The following is an 18,352-nucleotide window of genomic DNA, read 5'->3' as shown; positions in this document are numbered from 1 at the left end:
GATCGATGAAGGCAGTAACTTATCAAGGAAAATATGCAGTAATGGTGAAGAAAGTAGCATTTCCAACGATTCAAGATCCAGAAGATGTGATTATTCGCATTACTTCCACCGCAATTTGTGGATCAGACTTACATTTATATCAAGGGAACTTTCCTCTTCCTATTGGTTACCAGATCGGTCATGAGCCGATGGGAATCGTGGAGGAGATTGGACCGAAGGTAACGAAGGTGAAAGTTGGGGATCGTGTCGTTGTTCCTTTTACAATGGCATGCGGAAAATGTCCATATTGTCAAAATCATCATGAGAGCCAATGTGACGAAGCAAACCCACATTATGATTCTGGTGGATATTTAGGTTATTCTGAGAAGTTTGGAAATTATCCTGGGGGACAAGCAGAGTATTTGCGTATTCCTTTTGGAAATTATACTCCATTTATCATACCAGAGGACTGTGAGGTGGAGGATGAATCTCTGCTACTGCTATCAGATGTTTTACCAACCGCCTATTGGAGCGTCGAAAATGCAGAGGTGAAGTCAGGAGATACCGTTATCGTATTAGGTTGTGGGCCTGTCGGGCTGATGACACAACAATTTGCTTGGAAAAAGGGAGCAGAAAGAGTCATTGCCGTGGATTATATCCCCTACCGACTCGCGTTTGCAAAAAAATGGAATAACTGTGAAACCTATGATTTCACCCAATATGAAGACATGGGAGAATACCTAAAAGAGATCACCAAAGGGGGCGCAGATAAAGTCATTGATTGTGTGGGGATGGATGGTAAAAAATCACCATTAGAATTTATGGAGCAAAAGTTTAAACTTCAAGGGGGAACACTTGGACCAATTCAAATAGCAACCAAGGCAATCAAAAAATGTGGAACGGTACAACTTACGGGAGTTTATGGTGGGAACTACAACGCTTTTCCACTTGGAGCATTTTTCTCGAGAAATATTCAACTTAAAATGGGGCAAGCCCATGCTCGGGCATATATGTCTACTATTTATGAACAATTGGTAAATGGTAAAATTAATCCTAGCGAAATGATTACACATAAGCTCCCATTAGATGATGCCACAAAAGGCTATCAAATGTTTCAAAATAAAGAAGATCAATGCATCAAGGTTGTTTTAAAACCATAGTGTTATTCTGTTTTCATTAGTTCTAATTTATATGCTCTTGGGGTCATGCCATATTTTTGCTTGAAAATTCGATAGAAATAGCTAACATTTTCATACCCTACTTCCTCCGCAATGGCCTGCATAGATAAATCGGTGTATAAGAGTAGGTTTTTGGTGACTAATAATCGTTTTTCTTGAACTAGATCTTTAAAATTTTGGTTGGTCAATTGCTTTATTAGTCTACTTACCCAATAAACATTTTGATTAAATTTGGTGGCTAATGATTGAAGGTTGGCATCTCGATAATTTTCCTCAATGTATAGGAATACATCATTCAAAAAAGAATGTTGTTCATTTTTGATCGGAGTAGCCGTTTGGTTCTTTTTTTGTTCGATCAATTCAATAATGAGGAGTCCCATTAGAAACTTAATCTTTGATTTTGCTAATAATGATTGGTTCATCATTTCCAACAGCAATTGATTCATAATGTCTTGAATTCGATTTGAATCGGAAACGGGATAATACAGGAATTCTCCCTTTTGATTAAAATCAAACATGCTGTTTACTAAAAATTGTAGCATCTGGTTCTGAATAAAACCCGTAGATAAATTGGTTACAATATAATCAAAGAATGCCGGATGAATGATAAAGTTAATAATAATATCTTCTTTCTTGCATGCCTTCAGTTCATGCTCAATATGCTGATTAAGCAATAGGATTTCTCCCTTTTTTAGTCGAATTGGCTGATCCGCAACCTTTTGAAAAAATTCGCCATGATAGACGTAATTCATTTCAATATAGTCATGGGAATGTTTAGGGAAATCAATATATCTTGGATGCTTTCGAATCATGATGAGATCATCTTTTAGGAACTTCTCGCTCTGTATTACGAAGTCGGAGGTTAAATTGGTATAAATTGCTTTGTTGATGCTTTGATTTCCTCTCAAAATCGAGCGTTCTTCTTCGGTTTCTTCCATTAACTTTTTGAAGATTCCTTCCATTATCAATCACCCTTTGCCTCTCGAAACGTCTCTAGCTCTATATGTAAGAAGGAAGCAGAAATTCTGCTTCCTTTCCCTCAAATTAGTAAATGAAAGAGCTGTTCATCCTTGTTTATTTCGATATAGGTAAAACCATTTTGCTCCATTCTAGATAATAAAGCATAATAATCCTCTGAACGGTTTAATTCAATGCCAACTAACACAGGGCCTTTATCCCGATTGTTTTTTTTCGTATATTCAAATCTTGTAATATCGTCATTTTCTCCAAGTACCTTTTCCATAAATTCTCGCAAAGCACCCGCTCTTTGTGGGAAATTAACAATAAAATAATGCTTGTATCCTTCGTATATCATCGATCTTTCCTTAAATTCCTGCATCCGATCGATATCGTTATTTCCACCACTTACGATACAGACGACATTCTTTCCTTTTATTTCATCCTTATAATAATCGAGTGCTGATATCGGTAAAGCACCAGCTGGTTCGGCTACAATGGCATTTTCATTATATAGGTCGAGCAATGTCGTGCAGAGCTTCCCTTCTGGGATTATGGCAATATCATCGATAAATTCCTTTGCAATGTCATAGGTGATATCACCGACTTGTTTCACACTTGCCCCATCAACAAATTTATCAATTTTGTTTAGCTTAACAACTTCTCCTTTTTTCAGTGCTTCCTTCATCGATGCAGCACCCTCAGGCTCTACCCCAATAATTTTAGTGTCAGGACTAATGCTATTTATGTAGGAACCTACACCAGAAATTAATCCCCCACCACCTACAGCCATAAATACGTGGGAGATTGGCTCTTCCATGCTGTCGAGTATTTCTAAGCCAATCGTTCCTTGCCCAGTGATGGTTCTCGTATCATTGAATGGGTGAATAAAAGAAGCATTGTGTTCATTACAGTATGCCATTGCTTCATCGAAGGAATCATCAAATGTATCACCAGTTAATCTAATTTCTACAAATTCCCCACCAAAGAATTCAACACGATTTACCTTTTGTCTAGGCGTAGTGCTTGGCATAAAAATGACCCCTTTTACTCCTAACGCTTTACAGGAGTAGGCAACACCTTGCGCATGATTACCTGCACTGGCACATACCACACCATTTGCTAATTCTTCCTTAGATAAACCTTGCATTAAATTGTATGCACCACGAATTTTAAAGGAACGAACTACTTGTAAGTCCTCTCGCTTTAAATAAACATTGCACTGATATTTTTCTGATAAAATACTGTCTAATTGTAATGGTGTTTTGATGACTACATCCTTTAATACTTGATTTGCAATAATGATATCTCTCACTTGGATTGGATTAACTTTTGTACTCATAATACGAACCCTTCCTACTTCAATTGTTAGAATAATACTAACATAAAGAAAGGAAATAGAAAATAATTTTACACGAGAAGGCTCTCAATCCGTTACTAAAATGACCACATCTTTCTTATTTATCGTTATTTCGTTCTTTACTTTTTCCTTTGTTAACCCATTTTGATATGTTTTTGCAGTATCTAATAATAGATTAACCGGTTCCTCTAGATGGTTTAATAAAAAGAGGAATTGCTTGTTACCTTTTACTCTTTCGACCACTTCAACACCTTTCGGAGCTTCTAACGGTGCGTCTATCTTTAATTGTTGGGTTACACCCTTAAGAAAATGATGTAAATAATCCTCCTCAAGACTGGTCCCAATATAAATAGCTGTGCCTTGACCAAACCTATTGGTCGTTATAGCTGGCTTTCCAGCATACCAATTTTCCTTAAAGTGAGCTAGAGATTTCGCCCCTTCCAATGTAATAATATCTGCCCATGTAGTTACTGTTGCATGTTGACCATTGGCGACAATACTATTGGATTCTTCCATTGCCATTGGTGCGAATTCTTCTACTGTCAACCCGAGCAATTTTCGAAATGGTGCAGGATATCCTCCTAAATGGATATGATCCTGTGCATCCGCTATACCACTAAAAAACGTAACAAGGAGTGTGCCGCCATCGTCGACAAAGCGCTCGAGATTCTCTCTATATCCAGTCTTCACCATATAAAGCATTGGCGCTAGGACTAGCGAATATTTCTTTAGATTGGCCATTGGTGTTACAAAATCTACCGCAATATTATTATCGTAGAAAAATTTGTAATAGGCATAAACCTGATTCAAATATGATAATTGATTATGTGGCTTTCCTTCCAATTCCACAGCCCACCAATTTTCCCAATCGAAAATAATCGCGACTCTAGCTTTTACATCTGCACCGACTAAGGCATCTAATTTTTTCAATTCATTACCTAATTGCTTCACTTCTTGATATGTTCTGCTTTTAGGATTATTGGAATGAGGTACCATTGCACCATGGAACTTTTCCGCACCTGCTCTACCTTGACGCCATTGGAAGTACATTATACCATCTCCACCACGTGCCACAGTAGAATAGCTCCATAGACGCATTTCACCTGGTTTTTTGGTCAAATTAATATCTCTCCAATTCACGTGAGAGGTAACCTGCTCCATTAAGTAAAATGGTGCACCATCTTTTAAGCTACGCATTAAATCATGGTGCATGGCATGACGAAATGGTCTACCCTCCCTAGGATCCGGATAAGAATCCCATGTTACTAAATCCGTTTCTTTTGCCCATTTAAAATAATTTAATGGTTTAAATTCATACATAAAATTTGTGAAAACTGGCATTTCAGGAGTTTTTTCTCTTAATATTTCTTTTTCTAGTAAATACAGATCAAAAATAGCGTCATCCATAAACCTTTTATAATCTAGCTTTTGACTAGGATTATAAAAGGTTGGTAGATTCACTGGAAATTGAATTTCATCCCAATGGTTATAACGTTGACTCCAGAAGGCAGTTCCCCACTTTTGGTTCAATTGATCAATCGATACATATCGCTTTTTAAGCCATTGACGGAATGCATCTAGACTTTCATCACTATAGCATTCGGAAAGGTGACACCCATATTCATTGTTAATATGCCACATTTTAAGAGCGGGATGGTGTTTATATCGTTCTGCCAGTTCCTCCACTAATCGTCTTATCGCTAGCTTAAAGCGCTTACTATTCGGAGAATATTGCTGTCTTGACCCAACTTGATAAGGTACACCATTCTCTTGCACGGCTAAAATTTCTGGATATTTTTTTGACAGCCATGCCGGCGGGGAAGCAGTAGCTGTAGCAAGCGCAACACCAATCCCATGTTCATGCAAAATTTCTAAAACACGGTCTAACCAGCTAAAATCAAATTGACCTTCTTCTCGTTCCAGTAAGGACCAACTAAAGATCGCAACAGAGACAAGATTCACACCTGCCTCCTTCATCAATTGAGCATCTTCTAGCCATGTTTTTTCGTCCCACTGTTCAGGATTGTAATCTCCACCAAACGCTATATGTGGCATTACTTCTTGTATATTTTGGACCATGTTAATCCCCCTAAGCTACACAAGTAAAATTTTACTTGTGTTTTTACTAGTAGTAATTCTATCTTATTTGAATGCGTTATCATATTCAACCCTTTTTATAAATTTCTCTGATTATTATAGATGTACAGTCTAATTTTTCATGGTTACATACCATAGTAGAAGATAAGGGGTAGATCGGAAAAATTCAATTAGAAAAGGGGAAAGAGTATGAGTAAAGAGGATAAAGAGCTTTTCGGAGGCTGGATTCAAGCAATTGGAACCATCCTTTCTGCTATTGCCAACACCCCTCATTTTGGTTTATCACAAACTATATCCCAAGACTTAAAAGTTGTTGGCAATACGATGCAAGCTACCGGTAATGCACTAGCAGTAGATAAATTATCTCAAAAGGATCTATCTGATGTCGGAAACGCTATCCAATCGATCGGTAATCTAACCGTCATCGGCTCATTGAAATTTCCTGTATCCAATCAATTAAAACAAGGATTAAACATAAAAGGAAATCTACTTCAAGCATTAGGAAGCGGGATCTCCTTCTCAGATAGCTTAAAGGATTCATTCCAAATCAGTACGATTTACAACGCCTATGGTAACCTATTACAAGCAATTGGGAATAGCATGCAGGCTCTAGCTTCAAAAGCCGGATCAAATAGTACTATGATGAATACGATTGGAAATTGGATTCAAGCAATTGGCGCGATTATGACAGCAATATCAGAAAGCTTGGAGAAACTCTAGACCAGCGAAGACTGTTTTAAATAAGAAGACTCTTTCATCCAACATAAAAAAATAGGGAGTTTTTCTCCCTATTTTTTTAACTAAAATGCTTGGTTTAATGGTGGCACAATTTGTTTTTTACGTGATACGACACCAGGTAATTTTGCGATTTTATTTTCTAATGTAACCTGGAATGCCTCTGCTACTTTTTGCTCTTCTTCTCCTACAGCAAGAACAACAGAGTCATTGTTCAAAATGTCGGTAATGACAAATACAAATAATTTTAATCCTTTATCTGCAACGGTCTGTTCAATCACTGGTTCTATTTCACTTCGAATGGCTATAACGTCGGTAACATCTACAGTATTTACTTGAGCAATCTCAACTTTATTCCCATTCATATCAAATTCTTTCGCATCTAAAGAAATAAGCTCGGCTGGCGACTTGTCACTTAGATCCGCTCCTGCTTTTAACATATCTAATCCAAAGCGTTCAGCATCTACTCCGGCAATCTCTGCCAATTCCTTGGCTGCTTGGACATCTTCGTCTATACAGGTTGGTGATTTAAATAGTAAAGAATCTGAGATGATAGCAGAGAGCATTAATCCTGCTATTTCCTTTTGAATTTCAACATTCTTCTCTTTATATAATTTATTTAATATGGTGGCTGTACAGCCAACTGGTTCCGCACGATAGTATAAAGGATCCTTCGTTTCAAAATTAGCAATTCGATGATGATCAATGACTTCCATTACTTTGACTTGATCAATATCGTCCACACTCTGTTGACTCTCATTATGATCAACAAGTATAACTTGACCGACTTCATTTGCGACTGTGTTTACAAGTCTAGGTGCAGTTTGGTTAAAATAATCTAACGCGAAGCTCGTTTCATTATTCACTTCTCCTAGTCTAACTGCTTCAACGTCTTCCCCTAATGCTTTTTTTAATTCTGCATAAGCAATCGCAGAGCAAATGGTATCTGTATCTGGATTCTTATGACCAAAGATCAATGTTTTTGCCATGTTACTACTCCTTTTTTTACCAAGATTTATCTACCAACCTATTATATAAAAATAAAAGATAGTTGAATAGTGTTATCAAATGAGTTCTTTAAATTCTACTTAATTTGCCCATTTCCATGTAATAAATATTTAGTGGAAGTTAATGCTTCTAAGCCCATAGGTCCTCTTGCATGAAGCTTTTGTGTACTAATACCGATTTCTGCTCCAAAACCAAATTCAAAGCCATCTGTAAATCTCGTAGATGCATTATGGTATACTGCCGCTGCATCTACCTCATTCATAAATGCTACTACATTTTCGTTATTTTCTGAGATAATTGCTTCCGAATGGTTGGTACCGTATCGATTAATATGGTCAATGGCATCCTCAACGGTATCCACTACTTTCATTGCTACAATCTTATCTAAATATTCTGTTTCATAGTCTTCTTCTGTTGCTAGAGTAACAGTATCATTATTTTCAGCTATTACTTCGTCACCATGGATCTCTACTCCGGCTTCTTGTAAGGCGAACAGTAAATCTTTCAGATATTGACTCGCCCATTGTTTTTGAACTAGAATCGTTTCGATTGCATTACATACACTAGGACGTTGGGTTTTCGCATTAATCGCAATTTCAATCGCCATTTTTTTACTCGCTGTTTCATCAATAAATAGATGACAGTTACCCGCACCAGTTTCAAGTACTGGAACGGAAGAATTAGCTACGACAGTATCAATCAATTTTTTACCACCACGTGGGATGAGCACATCTAAATATTCGTTTAACTTAAACATCTTAGAGGCTGTTTCACGGCTTGTGTCCTCTAAGAGCTGTACGGCATCACTTGGTAGGGAGGATTGCCTTAGAGCATCATGTATCACTTTCACGAGTGCCGTATTGGAATGGATAGCAGATGAGCTTCCTCTTAATAGAACGGCATTACCTGTTTTTAAGCAAAGGCTAGCAGCATCAATCGTAACATTCGGTCTTGCTTCATATATCATCCCGACCACTCCAATTGGAACCCGTACTTTCTCGATTTCCAAATCGTTTGGTCTCTTCCATGATTCCAAGACATTCCCAATTGGATCATCCAACTCTACAAGCTGAAGTAATGCATCTGCCATATCCTTGATCCGTTTTTCGTTCAACACTAATCGGTCGATGAGAGATTCATGTAAACCATTTGCACGACCTCTTTCAATATCTTTTTGATTTTCGGCAATAATAAACTCTTTTTTGTCTCTTAAAGCTTTTGATAATAGTTCTAGCGCTTCATTTTTTTCTTTCGTTGTACTTGTTGCTAAGCTCGTAGTAGTTGCTTTTGCTAGACTTGCCTTTTTTATTAAATCACTCATTTTGATAAGCCTCCTCCATTAATAATACCATTTTGTCCCGGTGAATTACTTCTGGTTTGTTTCCCATCGTGATCTCCATCGCTACCTGGCTAGATTCACCCTTCGCTAAAATCATAGCTTTCGATGAATAATTAACCTGTCCTTTCGCAATCACACGTTCATTAAAAATTACCTCTACGACAGAGCCTGCTTCAAACTCTCCATCAATCCATTTGATACCAGCAGGCAGCAAGCTTTTGCCATTGTGTACAATCGCCTCGCTTGCCCCTTGATCAACATAAATTTTGCCGGATATTGGTGAATGAAAGGCTATCCATTGCTTCTGCTTACGGATACTATTGGTTAAATGCTCCCCGATATATGTTCCGTCTCCTCGATTAGCCAGTATATCAAGTAGCTTATTTTCCCCAGTTCCTGTACCTACAAAGACCCGGACGCCAAGAGACAGTGCCGTCTTAGCTGCAAGTATTTTGGATTTCATTCCACCAGTACCAAATTTCGTTCCAGACTCATGCTTGGTTTGCTGTAATATTTGGTCTGTAATCCCTGTTAAACGATCATAGCGAACAGCCGTTGGATCAAGCTTAGGATTTTTATCATACAACCCATTTATATCTGTTAACATGATCAAAAAATCTGCATGAATTAACCCGCTAACAAGGGCAGAAAGCATGTCGTTATCTCCAAAGGTTAGTTCATCAATAGCAACCGTATCATTCTCATTAATAATTGGCAAAACATTACGCTTCATTAATTCAGTCAATGTGGAGTAAACATTGCTATACTGAACTTCATGACTAAATACGTCTCTCGTTAATAGAAGCTGAGCAGCTACAATGCCATATTTTTTGAAAGCATCTGTATATGCCTCAACGAGAAGCCCTTGACCAACTGCAGCTGCAGCCTGTTTACCTTGAATGGTAACAGGTCTTGTCGGGTAACCTAGGTCGCCAAATCCTGCTGACACGGCACCGGAAGAGATAAGGACAACCTCATAGTGCTGCTCAATTAGCTTTGCGATCGCAGCAGTATGCTCCTCTATCTTCTTTAAGCTAAGGCCTCCATTTTTATTTGTTAAAGAACTACTACCAATTTTTACTACAATACGTTGCTTTGCCATCCCATTCACGCCTCAATTCAACATTTAATAATATGAGCAAAACTCAGCTTCTCGCAATCTCCTACTAGCGAAAGGCTTTGTGTCTTATACTATAATCCATCGGGTATTTATCTTTCTGTAATAAAAAAACTCTTCTCCCCTGTATGACAAGGACGAAAAGAGTTGTTCCGCGGTACCACCTTTTATTGACAGTCAAAAGACTATCCACTTGACTCTTTAACGCAGAGCTACGATTAAGTAAGACTTAACTGTTCATAGAATAGGTTCATTGGTTGAGCGGGTAATGGAGTTTTTCAGCCTAGGAACTCCAATCTCTACTACCATCTTCCAACTACTAGTTCTAATCATCACATTATCTATTCTTCTCTTTATTATAGAAAATTTAACAAACGATCTCAAGTCTTATTTCACTTTTATTATCCAATTAAATGGATCTTCTTCTGTTCCATACTGAATTCCTGTTAATGTATCGTAAAGTTTACGCGAGATCTCACCTGTTTTCCCTTGATTGATGATCATTTTTTGATCATCCCAGTTCAATTCACCAATTGGAGAAATAACGGCAGCTGTACCAGACCCAAATGCTTCTTCTAATTCTCCTTTTTGATAACTATCAAAGAGCTCCTGCATCGTAATTCGTCGCTCCACAACCGGAATGTTCCAATAGTTCAACAATTCAATCACAGAATTTCGCGTTACACCATTTAAAATACTGCCATTTAACATTGGTGTAATCACTTCTCCATTAATTTTGAAAAATACATTCATGCTTCCTACTTCTTCAATGTATTTCTTCTCCACACCGTCTAACCAAAGAACCTGGGCATATCCTTCTTGTTCTCCGATCACTTGGGCTTTTAAACTAGAAGCATAATTTCCAGCCGTTTTGGCTTCTCCTGTACCGCCTTTTACTGCTCTAACGTAATCATTCTCCACAGCAATCTTTACAGGGTTAATACCTTCCTTATAATATGAACCAACTGGGGATAAAATAACGATAAATTGGTAAGTACTAGATGGAGATACTCCCAAATAAGGCTCTGTTGAAATAATAAAAGGTCGAATATACAATGAAGTACCGGGAGTATCTGGAACCCATTCATGGTCAATATGAACGAGGTGTTTGATCGCATCAATCGCAAATTCTTCATCAATTGCTGGAATACACATTCTATCATTCGATCGGTTGAGACGCTCCATGTTCTTATCAGGTCGAAATAGTTGAATCTGTCCATCTTTCGTTTTATAAGCTTTTAGTCCCTCAAACACGGTTTGTCCATAATGAAAAATCATAGCAGCTGGATCTAATGAGATCGGTTCGTACGGAATGATTCGAGGGTTATGCCAGCCTCTTTCTTCACTATAATCCTGGATAAACATATGATCCGTAAAATATTTACCGAACATTAGTTGGTCTGAAGCAGGTTTTGGCTTTGGTTGTTCGTTTTTGATTACTGTAATGGTATATTGTGACATAAAAAAGACTCCTTATACATATAAATAGATTTCATCAAAGAGGAAAATAATCTCTAACCTATATTTTATTACTAAAACAAGCAAAAACTCAACTATAAATAATTAAAATTTTCAAACAATTAATTGCTGAATTCAGGTGGTGGTATTTTTGGAAGAAATTAGAGAGAAGCGTAATTTATCAGAAAGGTTCGAGGTAGCCTTTAATCAAATACACGACCAGCTTTGTATATATGCAAATGAGCCAAATCATCACATATCTTTTACAGAAGTATTGGTAAAGGCGAAATCACACCATAAAATGATTTCTACTCATTATGATTTACTAAAGCAATGTAGTAAGTTGCGTAATGCCATGGTTCATCGAAAAATAAAGGAATCCTTCTACATTGCAGAGCCACATGAGGAGGTTGTTAGGGAAATCGAAAAACTAGCTGATGTTTTACTATCACCTCCCACTTCAAGCAGTATTGCTTCACACCCTGTTGAATTTTTTTATGTAGATGCACCACTAAGCAAGGTACTCGCTTGTATCGAAGAAAAGAAATTTTCTCAATTTCCCATTTATGAAGATAAGCAATGTTTAGGATTGTTAACAGAAGGTGCCATCTTACAATGGATTGCTCGGCATTTATTAAGCAGTAAACAGACATTACAGGATATTTCTATTCAAGATATTTTTCACACAGAAAGAATATCAGATGTTGTTTTTTGTTCTACTTCTTCTACGATATTTGATGTACAAAGTCTTTTTCAATCATATGTAGAAAAGAAGCAGCAAAAATTAGAAGCAATCGTGCTAACAGAAACTGGTAGTAATCAAGAACTACCAAAAGGCATTATTTCTTCCTGGGATTTAGTCCAATTAAGAGTTGGATCATTTCCGCTTTTGCGTCATACATAAGCTATTGCTGACGATTTCACCATGGAACATAGCGACTTCAGCTAGTCATTTTTATTTCCTCCTCTTTTAATATATAGTACAAAAAGAGGAGGAATTTTAAAGTTACATGTGTTAGTGCTACACATTAACGACAGTAGGTAGTTCTGTCTCCCCCATTAAATATTGGTCTACTTGATAAGCTACTTCTCTTCCTTCATTGATAGCCCAAACAATTAAGCTTTGTCCTCTACGCGCATCTCCTGCCGCAAAAACATGCTCCACATTTGTTCTGAAATCTCCATATTTCGCCTCTACCCGATGTCGATTTACCTCTACTTTAAATGCATCTAGTACTGGTTGCTCTACCCCTTCGAATCCAATTGCAATTAGTACAAGCTGGGCAGGCCAATATTTTCCGGTACCAGGTAATTCTTCAAAAACAAATCGACCATTTTCATCACGAGTTTTCTTCATTTCTACGGTATACAATGCTTCTAATTTTCCATTCTCATCTGTGATAAATTGTTTGGTCTGAATCGAATATTGACGTACATCTTCTCCAAATTTTTCTTTCGCTTCTTTATGGGCATACTCCAAGCTATAAACATTTGGAAAGGCTGGCCATAGATTACTATTATCACGTTTAATAGGTAACTGTGGATGTTTTCCAAACTGGACAATGCTCTTTGCTCCTTGACGGAGTGCTGTGGCAATACAATCGGCACCAGTATCTCCTCCGCCAATTACAATAACATCTTTCCCTTTCGCATTCCATTTTTCTTCTATTTGTAAGTTTGAATCCAATAACGATTTAGTAGAAGCCGTTAGGTAGTCCATAGCAAACTGAACACCTTTCGTCTTCCTTCCTTGAATAGGTAAGTCCCGATGCTTTTGAGCACCTGTACATAGAATGACCGAATCATAATTAGCTTTAATTTCTTCAGCAGATAGATCCTTTCCTACCTCTGTGTTTAAAATAAATGTGATTCCTTCTTCCTCTAGTAGACGTATACGACGTTTGACAACATTTTTGTCTAATTTCATATTAGGGATACCATATGTTAATAGTCCACCAGCTCGATCCGCCCTCTCAAAAACGGTCACGGAATGTCCAGCTTGATTTAATTGGTCGGCTGCGGCAAGCCCTGTAGGACCTGATCCGATGATCGCTACTTTTTTACCGGTTCTTTTTTTTGGTATTCGCGGTGTAATCCAACCATTTTCAAAGCCTTTATCAATGATCTTTTGTTCGATATTTTTAATGGAAACTGCAGGATCGTGAATCGCCACTGTACAGGAGCCTTCGCAAGGTGCTGGGCAAACCCGTCCCGTGAATTCAGGGAAGTTGTTCGTTTTCATTAGACGCTCCAATGCTTGCTTCCATTTTCCTCGATAAACTAAATCGTTCCATTCCGGGATTAGATTGTAGACAGGACACCCTGAAGTTGCCCCTTCAATTTCCATACCAATATGACAGAATGGAGTTCCGCAGTCCATACAACGAGCTCCTTGTGTTTTCGCAACTTCATCAGAGAAAGGAGTAGAATACTCCTTCCAATCTTGAATCCGTTCCAACGGATCTCTTTCATCGGCTGTTTCTCTCTCGAATTCGATAAAACCTGTTGCTTTTCCCATCAATACGTCTCCTTTCTACTGCGTTATTTCCTGTTTTTCATCAGAGTGATCATTCATTTTATTGTCTTTTTTAGCCATGAAAGCCTGATAACGAGCTGCCTCTGTTGAGAAACCTTGACTCTCATACCATTGAATTTTTTCTAGCATCTGTTTATAATCTGTAGGGATTACCTTGACAAATTTCTCCCTTTCATTTTCCCAATCTTGAAGAATAGTTGCTGCTTTACTACTATTCGTGTAAATATAATGTTTGGTAATAAATGTTTTTAGTTTTTCTATTTCCTTCGGATCTTGAAGCCCTTCAAATTGTATTAACTCATCATTACATAATTTTTTGAAAGCTTCGATATGATCTGGCTTAATATAGGCTATACCGCCAGACATACCTGCTGCAAAGTTTTTCCCTACATTCCCTAGAATAACGACATGACCACCTGTCATATATTCACAGCCGTGATCTCCGACACCTTCTACTACAATATCCGCACCTGAATTCCTTACTGCAAAACGTTCTCCAGCATATCCATTAATAAAAGCTTCCCCACTGGTCGCTCCAAAAAATGAAACATTTCCGGCAATCACATTATTAGCTGGGTCAATCGTAGATTCCTCAGGTACCCGGACAATAATTTTCCCTCCTGATAAGCCTTTCCCAACATAATCATTGGCATCTCCTGTTACTTCCATAGTCATCCCTTTTGGTATAAACGCACCAAAGCTTTGACCGGCAGAACCTTTAAATTTAAGAGTAATGCTGTCTTCAGGAAGACCTTTTTCTCCGAATTTTTTCGAAATTTCACTTCCTACGATCGTTCCTGTTACACGATTGGTATTTTTAATTGGAAAGGATGCTTCCATTTTTTTACCAGACTCGATTGCATGCCTCACTCTAGGTAAAATATCTGTCATGTCTAAGGATTGATCTATTTTATGATCTTGCTTTCTACGAGAACTAGCATTTCCTTCAGGTCGGTAAAGCAATGTGGTCAAATCCAAATATTTCGCTTTCCAATGTTCGTTCGCACGATCAGATACCTCTAAGATATCGGTACGACCTACCATTTCATCCATTGTTCTAAAGCCTAGTTCTGCCATCAATTCTCGAACCTCTTGTGCAATAAATGTCATAAAATGAACGACATGCTGAGGATCACCCGTAAATTTCTTTCGAAGCTCTGGATTTTGTGTTGCAATTCCAACTGGGCACGTATCTAAGTGACAGACTCGCATCATGACACAGCCAACCGCAACTAGTGGAGCGGTCGCAAATCCAAATTCTTCCGCACCAAGTAATGCGGCCATCACTACATCTCTACCTGTTAATAATTTTCCATCTGTTTCTAAAATTACTCGATCTCGTAAGCCATTGAGCATTAGGGTTTGATGTGCTTCAGCAAGCCCTAATTCCCATGGTAATCCCGCATGTTTAATACTCGTTTTTGGAGAAGCACCTGTCCCTCCATCATAGCCGACTACTGAAATAACATCAGCATTGGCTTTCGCTACACCTGCTGCAATGGTACCAACTCCTGACTTGGCCACAAGCTTTACACTAATTCGTGCATCCCGATTGGCATTCTTCAAATCATGAATTAATTGTGCTAAATCTTCAATAGAATAAATATCGTGATGTGGCGGTGGCGAAATCAAGTCAACTCCTGGTGTAGAACCACGTACATCTGCCACCCATGGATATACTTTCGTAGCAGGTAATTGTCCGCCTTCGCCAGGCTTCGCACCTTGTGCCATTTTTATTTGTAATTCCTTCGCATTCACAAGATAGTGACTTTTGACCCCGAATCGACCGGAAGCAACTTGCTTAATCGCACTGGAACGCCAATCTCCGTTTTTGTCCACAACAAAACGACTAGCATCTTCGCCACCTTCTCCACTGTTACTTTTTCCACCTATTCGGTTCATTGCGATCGCTAGTGCTTCGTGCGCTTCTTGGCTTATAGAGCCATAGGACATAGCACCTGTTTTAAATCTTTTCACGATTGATTCCACTGACTCTACTTCCTCAATCGATATAGATTGTCTTTTTTTGAAGCTAAATAAGTTACGTAGAAAACCAATTCTTTCTTCATTCGCTGCTTTAGTGAATTTCTTAAATAATGAATAATCACCTCTGCGACACGCCCACTGTAAGGTATAGATAGTATGAGGATTAAAAGCATGGTGCTCCCCAGCTTTTCGCCATCTATATTCACTTCCTGAGTCCAATGATGCCTCTATCACCTTCTTGTACCCTTCTTTATGTCGCTTTTCTGTCTCTAATTGAATGATAGATAGATCAATTCCATCAATTTGTGAGGCCGTCCCAGTAAAGTACTCTGCAATAACCTTCTTACTAATCCCGACTGCTTCAAAGGTTTGCGCGCCACGGTAGCTTTGAACTGTAGATATCCCTATTTTTGACATAACTTTAACGATTCCTTCTGTCACAACATCGATAAATTTTTGCTGTGCTTCAGCAAAAGTCATAGGTAGATCCTGATTTTGAACCGCTACATTCAGCGTTTGATAGACTAGATATGGATGAATGGCATCAACTCCATAACCTAACATTGCCGCAAAATGATGAACCTCTCTTGCTTCTCCTGTTTGCGCGATAATACTTGCCTTCGTTCTTAAACCCTCTCGAATTAGATATTGGTGTAATCCACTTACCACAAGTAATGTTGGTATTGCTATATGGTTTGCATCTGTTGCTTTATCTGATAAAACAATGAGATTTATTCCACTTTGAATAGCGTTTTTCGCCTCATGAAATATTTCTTGTAATCTATCTTCCATATTATGTTGGTAAACCGAATCGATCACTTTTGCATGGAGGCCCTTGATAGATTGACCTTCCAGTTTTTCTAATTGATCACTCGATAATATCGGAGATTCTAAACGAATTCGAATTGCTTTCTTTTTGCTCGGATGTAAGATATCTCCTTCTGCCCCTAGCCAAGTAAGGGTAGAAGTTACGAGTTGTTCCCTATAGGCATCTATTGGCGGATTGGTTACCTGAGCAAACAATTGTTTAAAATAATGGAACAAAGACTGCGGTCGTTCTGACAAAACAGCTAGCGGAGTATCATTCCCCATAGCCCCGATCGGATCTTTTCCATCTATCACAAGTGGAAGGATATATTTCTCAATATCTTCCGTCGTATAGCCAAAGGCTTTTTGCAATTGTAATAATTGTGGTTCAACATCTTCTTCCTCTATCGCCTCAGCAGGAAGCTCGCTGACTTGATCTTCTAACCATTCTTCATAAGGATAGGCAGTTGCCATCTCCTCTTTAATCTCTTTGTCAGATATAATACGACCTTGCTCTAGATCTACTAGCAACATTTTTCCTGGGCGGAGTCGTTCTTTGAGTAATATATTTTCTTCCTGATAATCAATTACTCCAACTTCAGAAGAATAAATAATATAATCATCTTTCGTTACATAGTAACGAGCAGGACGTAATCCATTCCGATCTAGTATGGCTCCAATTTGCTTTCCATTTGTAAAAGTGATGGAGGTAGGACCATCCCACGGTTCCATCATCATACTGTGATATTGATAAAAAGCGCGTTTTTTGGGATCAATATTCGAATTCTTTTCCCACGGTTCTGGGATCAACATCATTGCAGCATGTGCAGGGCTTCTGCCTGCTAATGTAAAAAATTCTAAGGCATTATCCAGTGTGGCAGAATCACTACCATCTGAATGGACAATTGGTAATACTTTCTCCATATCTTTCCCAAATGCATCTGATATAAATTGTTTTTCCCTTGCCCTCATCCAATTGATGTTTCCGCGCATTGTATTAATTTCTCCATTATGAATTAAATACCGATTAGGGTGTGCTCTCTCCCAAGACGGAAAGGTGTTTGTACTAAATCGGGAATGGACTAGAGAAAAAGCGGAAACGAAATCTTCATCCTGTAATTCCACGTAAAATTGATCCACTTGATCAGGAGTTAATAACCCTTTGTAAACAATTGTTCTACTGGATAAACTTGGAAAATAAAACCGGATTCCTTGTTCATTTGCCCAATTTTCTGCCTGTTTTCGAATAACATATAGCTTTCTTTCAAAGTCTAATTCATGTTGAATAGACCTTCCACACTCAATAAATACTTGCAGAACCTCTGGCACCGTTTCTATCGCACTTTTTCCGATTTTAGAAGAATCTGTAGGCACCCTTCTCCAACCGATCAATTTTTGTCCTTCGGATGCAATCAGTTCATTCATTTTTTCTTTCGCTAATTGTTGTTCTGCCATATTTTGAGACAAAAATAACATACCAACGCCATACGAACCAACAGCTGGTAGTTGAAAGTCTTGACATTCTCTTCTAAAATATTTATCAGGGATCTGTACCATTAATCCGGATCCATCACCAGTAAGTGGATCACTGCCCTGCCCACCTCGGTGTTCTAATTTACACAGCATTTGTAAACCTTTTTTTACGATATCATGCGTTTGTTTTCCTTTAATATGTGCATATAAGCCAATACCACAAGCGTCATGTTCGAAATCCGGATGATAAAGCCCCTGCGGAGTAGGCATATCTCTATATGTCATATAAGTCTCCCCCAATCTAATCTTGCGTTTTTCGTGT

Annotated in this window: 12 protein-coding genes and 1 other annotated feature; of the genes, 3 read left to right on the top strand and 9 right to left on the bottom strand. The window is 38.2% G+C overall.

Annotated features, from left to right (window positions below; genetic code table 11):
* Positions 1 to 5: 5 nt before the first annotated feature.
* A complete protein-coding gene (locus ACZ5R4_RS02235; RefSeq protein WP_464368022.1) occupies positions 6 to 1,139 on the top strand; it encodes a zinc-dependent alcohol dehydrogenase in 1,134 nt (377 codons plus the stop codon).
* A gap of 2 nt (positions 1,140 to 1,141) precedes the next feature.
* On the opposite strand, the gene ACZ5R4_RS02230 is transcribed toward ACZ5R4_RS02235, so the two are convergent.
* The 3 genes from ACZ5R4_RS02230 to ACZ5R4_RS02220 form a co-directional block, all read right to left on the bottom strand.
* A complete protein-coding gene (locus ACZ5R4_RS02230) occupies positions 1,142 to 2,119 on the bottom strand; it encodes an AraC family transcriptional regulator (RefSeq protein WP_054859420.1) in 978 nt (325 codons plus the stop codon).
* A gap of 77 nt (positions 2,120 to 2,196) precedes the next feature.
* Positions 2,197 to 3,456, bottom strand: a complete 1,260-nt coding sequence (gene ilvA, locus ACZ5R4_RS02225; RefSeq protein ID WP_109984333.1) for a threonine ammonia-lyase IlvA — start codon at positions 3,454 to 3,456, stop codon at positions 2,197 to 2,199.
* A gap of 84 nt (positions 3,457 to 3,540) precedes the next feature.
* The gene (locus ACZ5R4_RS02220) at positions 3,541 to 5,553 is read right to left on the bottom strand and encodes a beta-galactosidase (RefSeq protein WP_464368021.1); all 2,013 of its coding nucleotides are present in this window, start codon (positions 5,551 to 5,553) and stop codon (positions 3,541 to 3,543) included.
* A 207-nt stretch (positions 5,554 to 5,760) separates the two neighbouring features.
* Here ACZ5R4_RS02220 and ACZ5R4_RS02215 point away from each other — a divergent pair, with 207 nt between their 5' ends.
* Positions 5,761 to 6,291: a DUF6944 family repetitive protein gene (locus ACZ5R4_RS02215; RefSeq protein WP_054788445.1), complete on the top strand. Its 531-nt coding sequence runs from the start codon at positions 5,761 to 5,763 to the stop codon at positions 6,289 to 6,291.
* A gap of 80 nt (positions 6,292 to 6,371) precedes the next feature.
* On the opposite strand, the gene ACZ5R4_RS02210 is transcribed toward ACZ5R4_RS02215, so the two are convergent.
* From ACZ5R4_RS02210 to ACZ5R4_RS02195, 4 genes are all read right to left on the bottom strand, one after another.
* Positions 6,372 to 7,295: a manganese-dependent inorganic pyrophosphatase gene (locus ACZ5R4_RS02210; RefSeq protein ID WP_054859423.1), complete on the bottom strand. Its 924-nt coding sequence runs from the start codon at positions 7,293 to 7,295 to the stop codon at positions 6,372 to 6,374.
* A 95-nt stretch (positions 7,296 to 7,390) separates the two neighbouring features.
* On the bottom strand, positions 7,391 to 8,635 hold the full coding sequence (locus tag ACZ5R4_RS02205; protein ID WP_054859424.1) for a glutamate-5-semialdehyde dehydrogenase: 1,245 nt from the start codon (positions 8,633 to 8,635) through the stop codon (positions 7,391 to 7,393).
* Complete coding sequence (gene proB, locus ACZ5R4_RS02200; RefSeq protein ID WP_277678218.1) at positions 8,628 to 9,755, bottom strand: glutamate 5-kinase; 1,128 nt, start codon at positions 9,753 to 9,755, stop codon at positions 8,628 to 8,630. Before proB ends, ACZ5R4_RS02205 begins: the two co-directional genes overlap by 8 nt.
* Positions 9,756 to 9,900: 145 nt before the next feature.
* Positions 9,901 to 10,112, bottom strand: a binding site (T-box leader).
* A gap of 45 nt (positions 10,113 to 10,157) precedes the next feature.
* Positions 10,158 to 11,231, bottom strand: a complete 1,074-nt coding sequence (locus ACZ5R4_RS02195; protein WP_054788444.1) for a branched-chain amino acid aminotransferase — start codon at positions 11,229 to 11,231, stop codon at positions 10,158 to 10,160.
* Positions 11,232 to 11,379: 148 nt separating this feature from the next.
* On the opposite strand from ACZ5R4_RS02195, the gene ACZ5R4_RS02190 reads away from it, so the two are divergent.
* Positions 11,380 to 12,132, top strand: a complete 753-nt coding sequence (locus tag ACZ5R4_RS02190; protein ID WP_054859425.1) for a CBS domain-containing protein — start codon at positions 11,380 to 11,382, stop codon at positions 12,130 to 12,132.
* Positions 12,133 to 12,249: 117 nt separating this feature from the next.
* Here the strand turns inward: ACZ5R4_RS02190 and ACZ5R4_RS02185 are convergent, their stop codons facing one another.
* Both ACZ5R4_RS02185 and gltB read right to left on the bottom strand, forming a co-directional pair.
* Positions 12,250 to 13,746, bottom strand: a complete 1,497-nt coding sequence (locus ACZ5R4_RS02185) for a glutamate synthase subunit beta (RefSeq protein ID WP_109984340.1) — start codon at positions 13,744 to 13,746, stop codon at positions 12,250 to 12,252.
* 15 nt (positions 13,747 to 13,761) lie between these two features.
* Positions 13,762 to 18,315, bottom strand: coding sequence for a glutamate synthase large subunit (gltB, locus tag ACZ5R4_RS02180; protein WP_464368020.1), 4,554 nt, complete (start codon positions 18,313 to 18,315; stop codon positions 13,762 to 13,764).
* Positions 18,316 to 18,352 lie beyond the last annotated feature (37 nt).

Source organism: Gracilibacillus sp. JCM 18860 (assembly GCF_055395245.1).
This window is presented reverse-complemented; position numbering and strand designations above follow the sequence as displayed.

Excerpts from the sequence above, each read along its gene's own strand:
- proB (WP_277678218.1), bottom strand. The coding sequence starts at position 9,755 with ATGGCAAAGCAACGTATTGTAGTAAAAATTGGTAGTAGTTCTTTAACA.
- ACZ5R4_RS02230 (WP_054859420.1), bottom strand. The coding sequence starts at position 2,119 with ATGGAAGGAATCTTCAAAAAGTTAATGGAAGAAACCGAAGAAGAACGC.
- ACZ5R4_RS02185 (WP_109984340.1), bottom strand. The coding sequence starts at position 13,746 with ATGGGAAAAGCAACAGGTTTTATCGAATTCGAGAGAGAAACAGCCGAT.
- ACZ5R4_RS02205 (WP_054859424.1), bottom strand. The coding sequence starts at position 8,635 with ATGAGTGATTTAATAAAAAAGGCAAGTCTAGCAAAAGCAACTACTACG.
- ACZ5R4_RS02220 (WP_464368021.1), bottom strand. The coding sequence starts at position 5,553 with ATGGTCCAAAATATACAAGAAGTAATGCCACATATAGCGTTTGGTGGA.
- ACZ5R4_RS02195 (WP_054788444.1), bottom strand. The coding sequence starts at position 11,231 with ATGTCACAATATACCATTACAGTAATCAAAAACGAACAACCAAAGCCA.
- gltB (WP_464368020.1), bottom strand. The coding sequence starts at position 18,315 with ATGACATATAGAGATATGCCTACTCCGCAGGGGCTTTATCATCCGGAT.
- ACZ5R4_RS02215 (WP_054788445.1), top strand. The coding sequence starts at position 5,761 with ATGAGTAAAGAGGATAAAGAGCTTTTCGGAGGCTGGATTCAAGCAATT.
- ACZ5R4_RS02235 (WP_464368022.1), top strand. The coding sequence starts at position 6 with ATGAAGGCAGTAACTTATCAAGGAAAATATGCAGTAATGGTGAAGAAA.
- ilvA (WP_109984333.1), bottom strand. The coding sequence starts at position 3,456 with ATGAGTACAAAAGTTAATCCAATCCAAGTGAGAGATATCATTATTGCA.
- ACZ5R4_RS02210 (WP_054859423.1), bottom strand. The coding sequence starts at position 7,295 with ATGGCAAAAACATTGATCTTTGGTCATAAGAATCCAGATACAGATACC.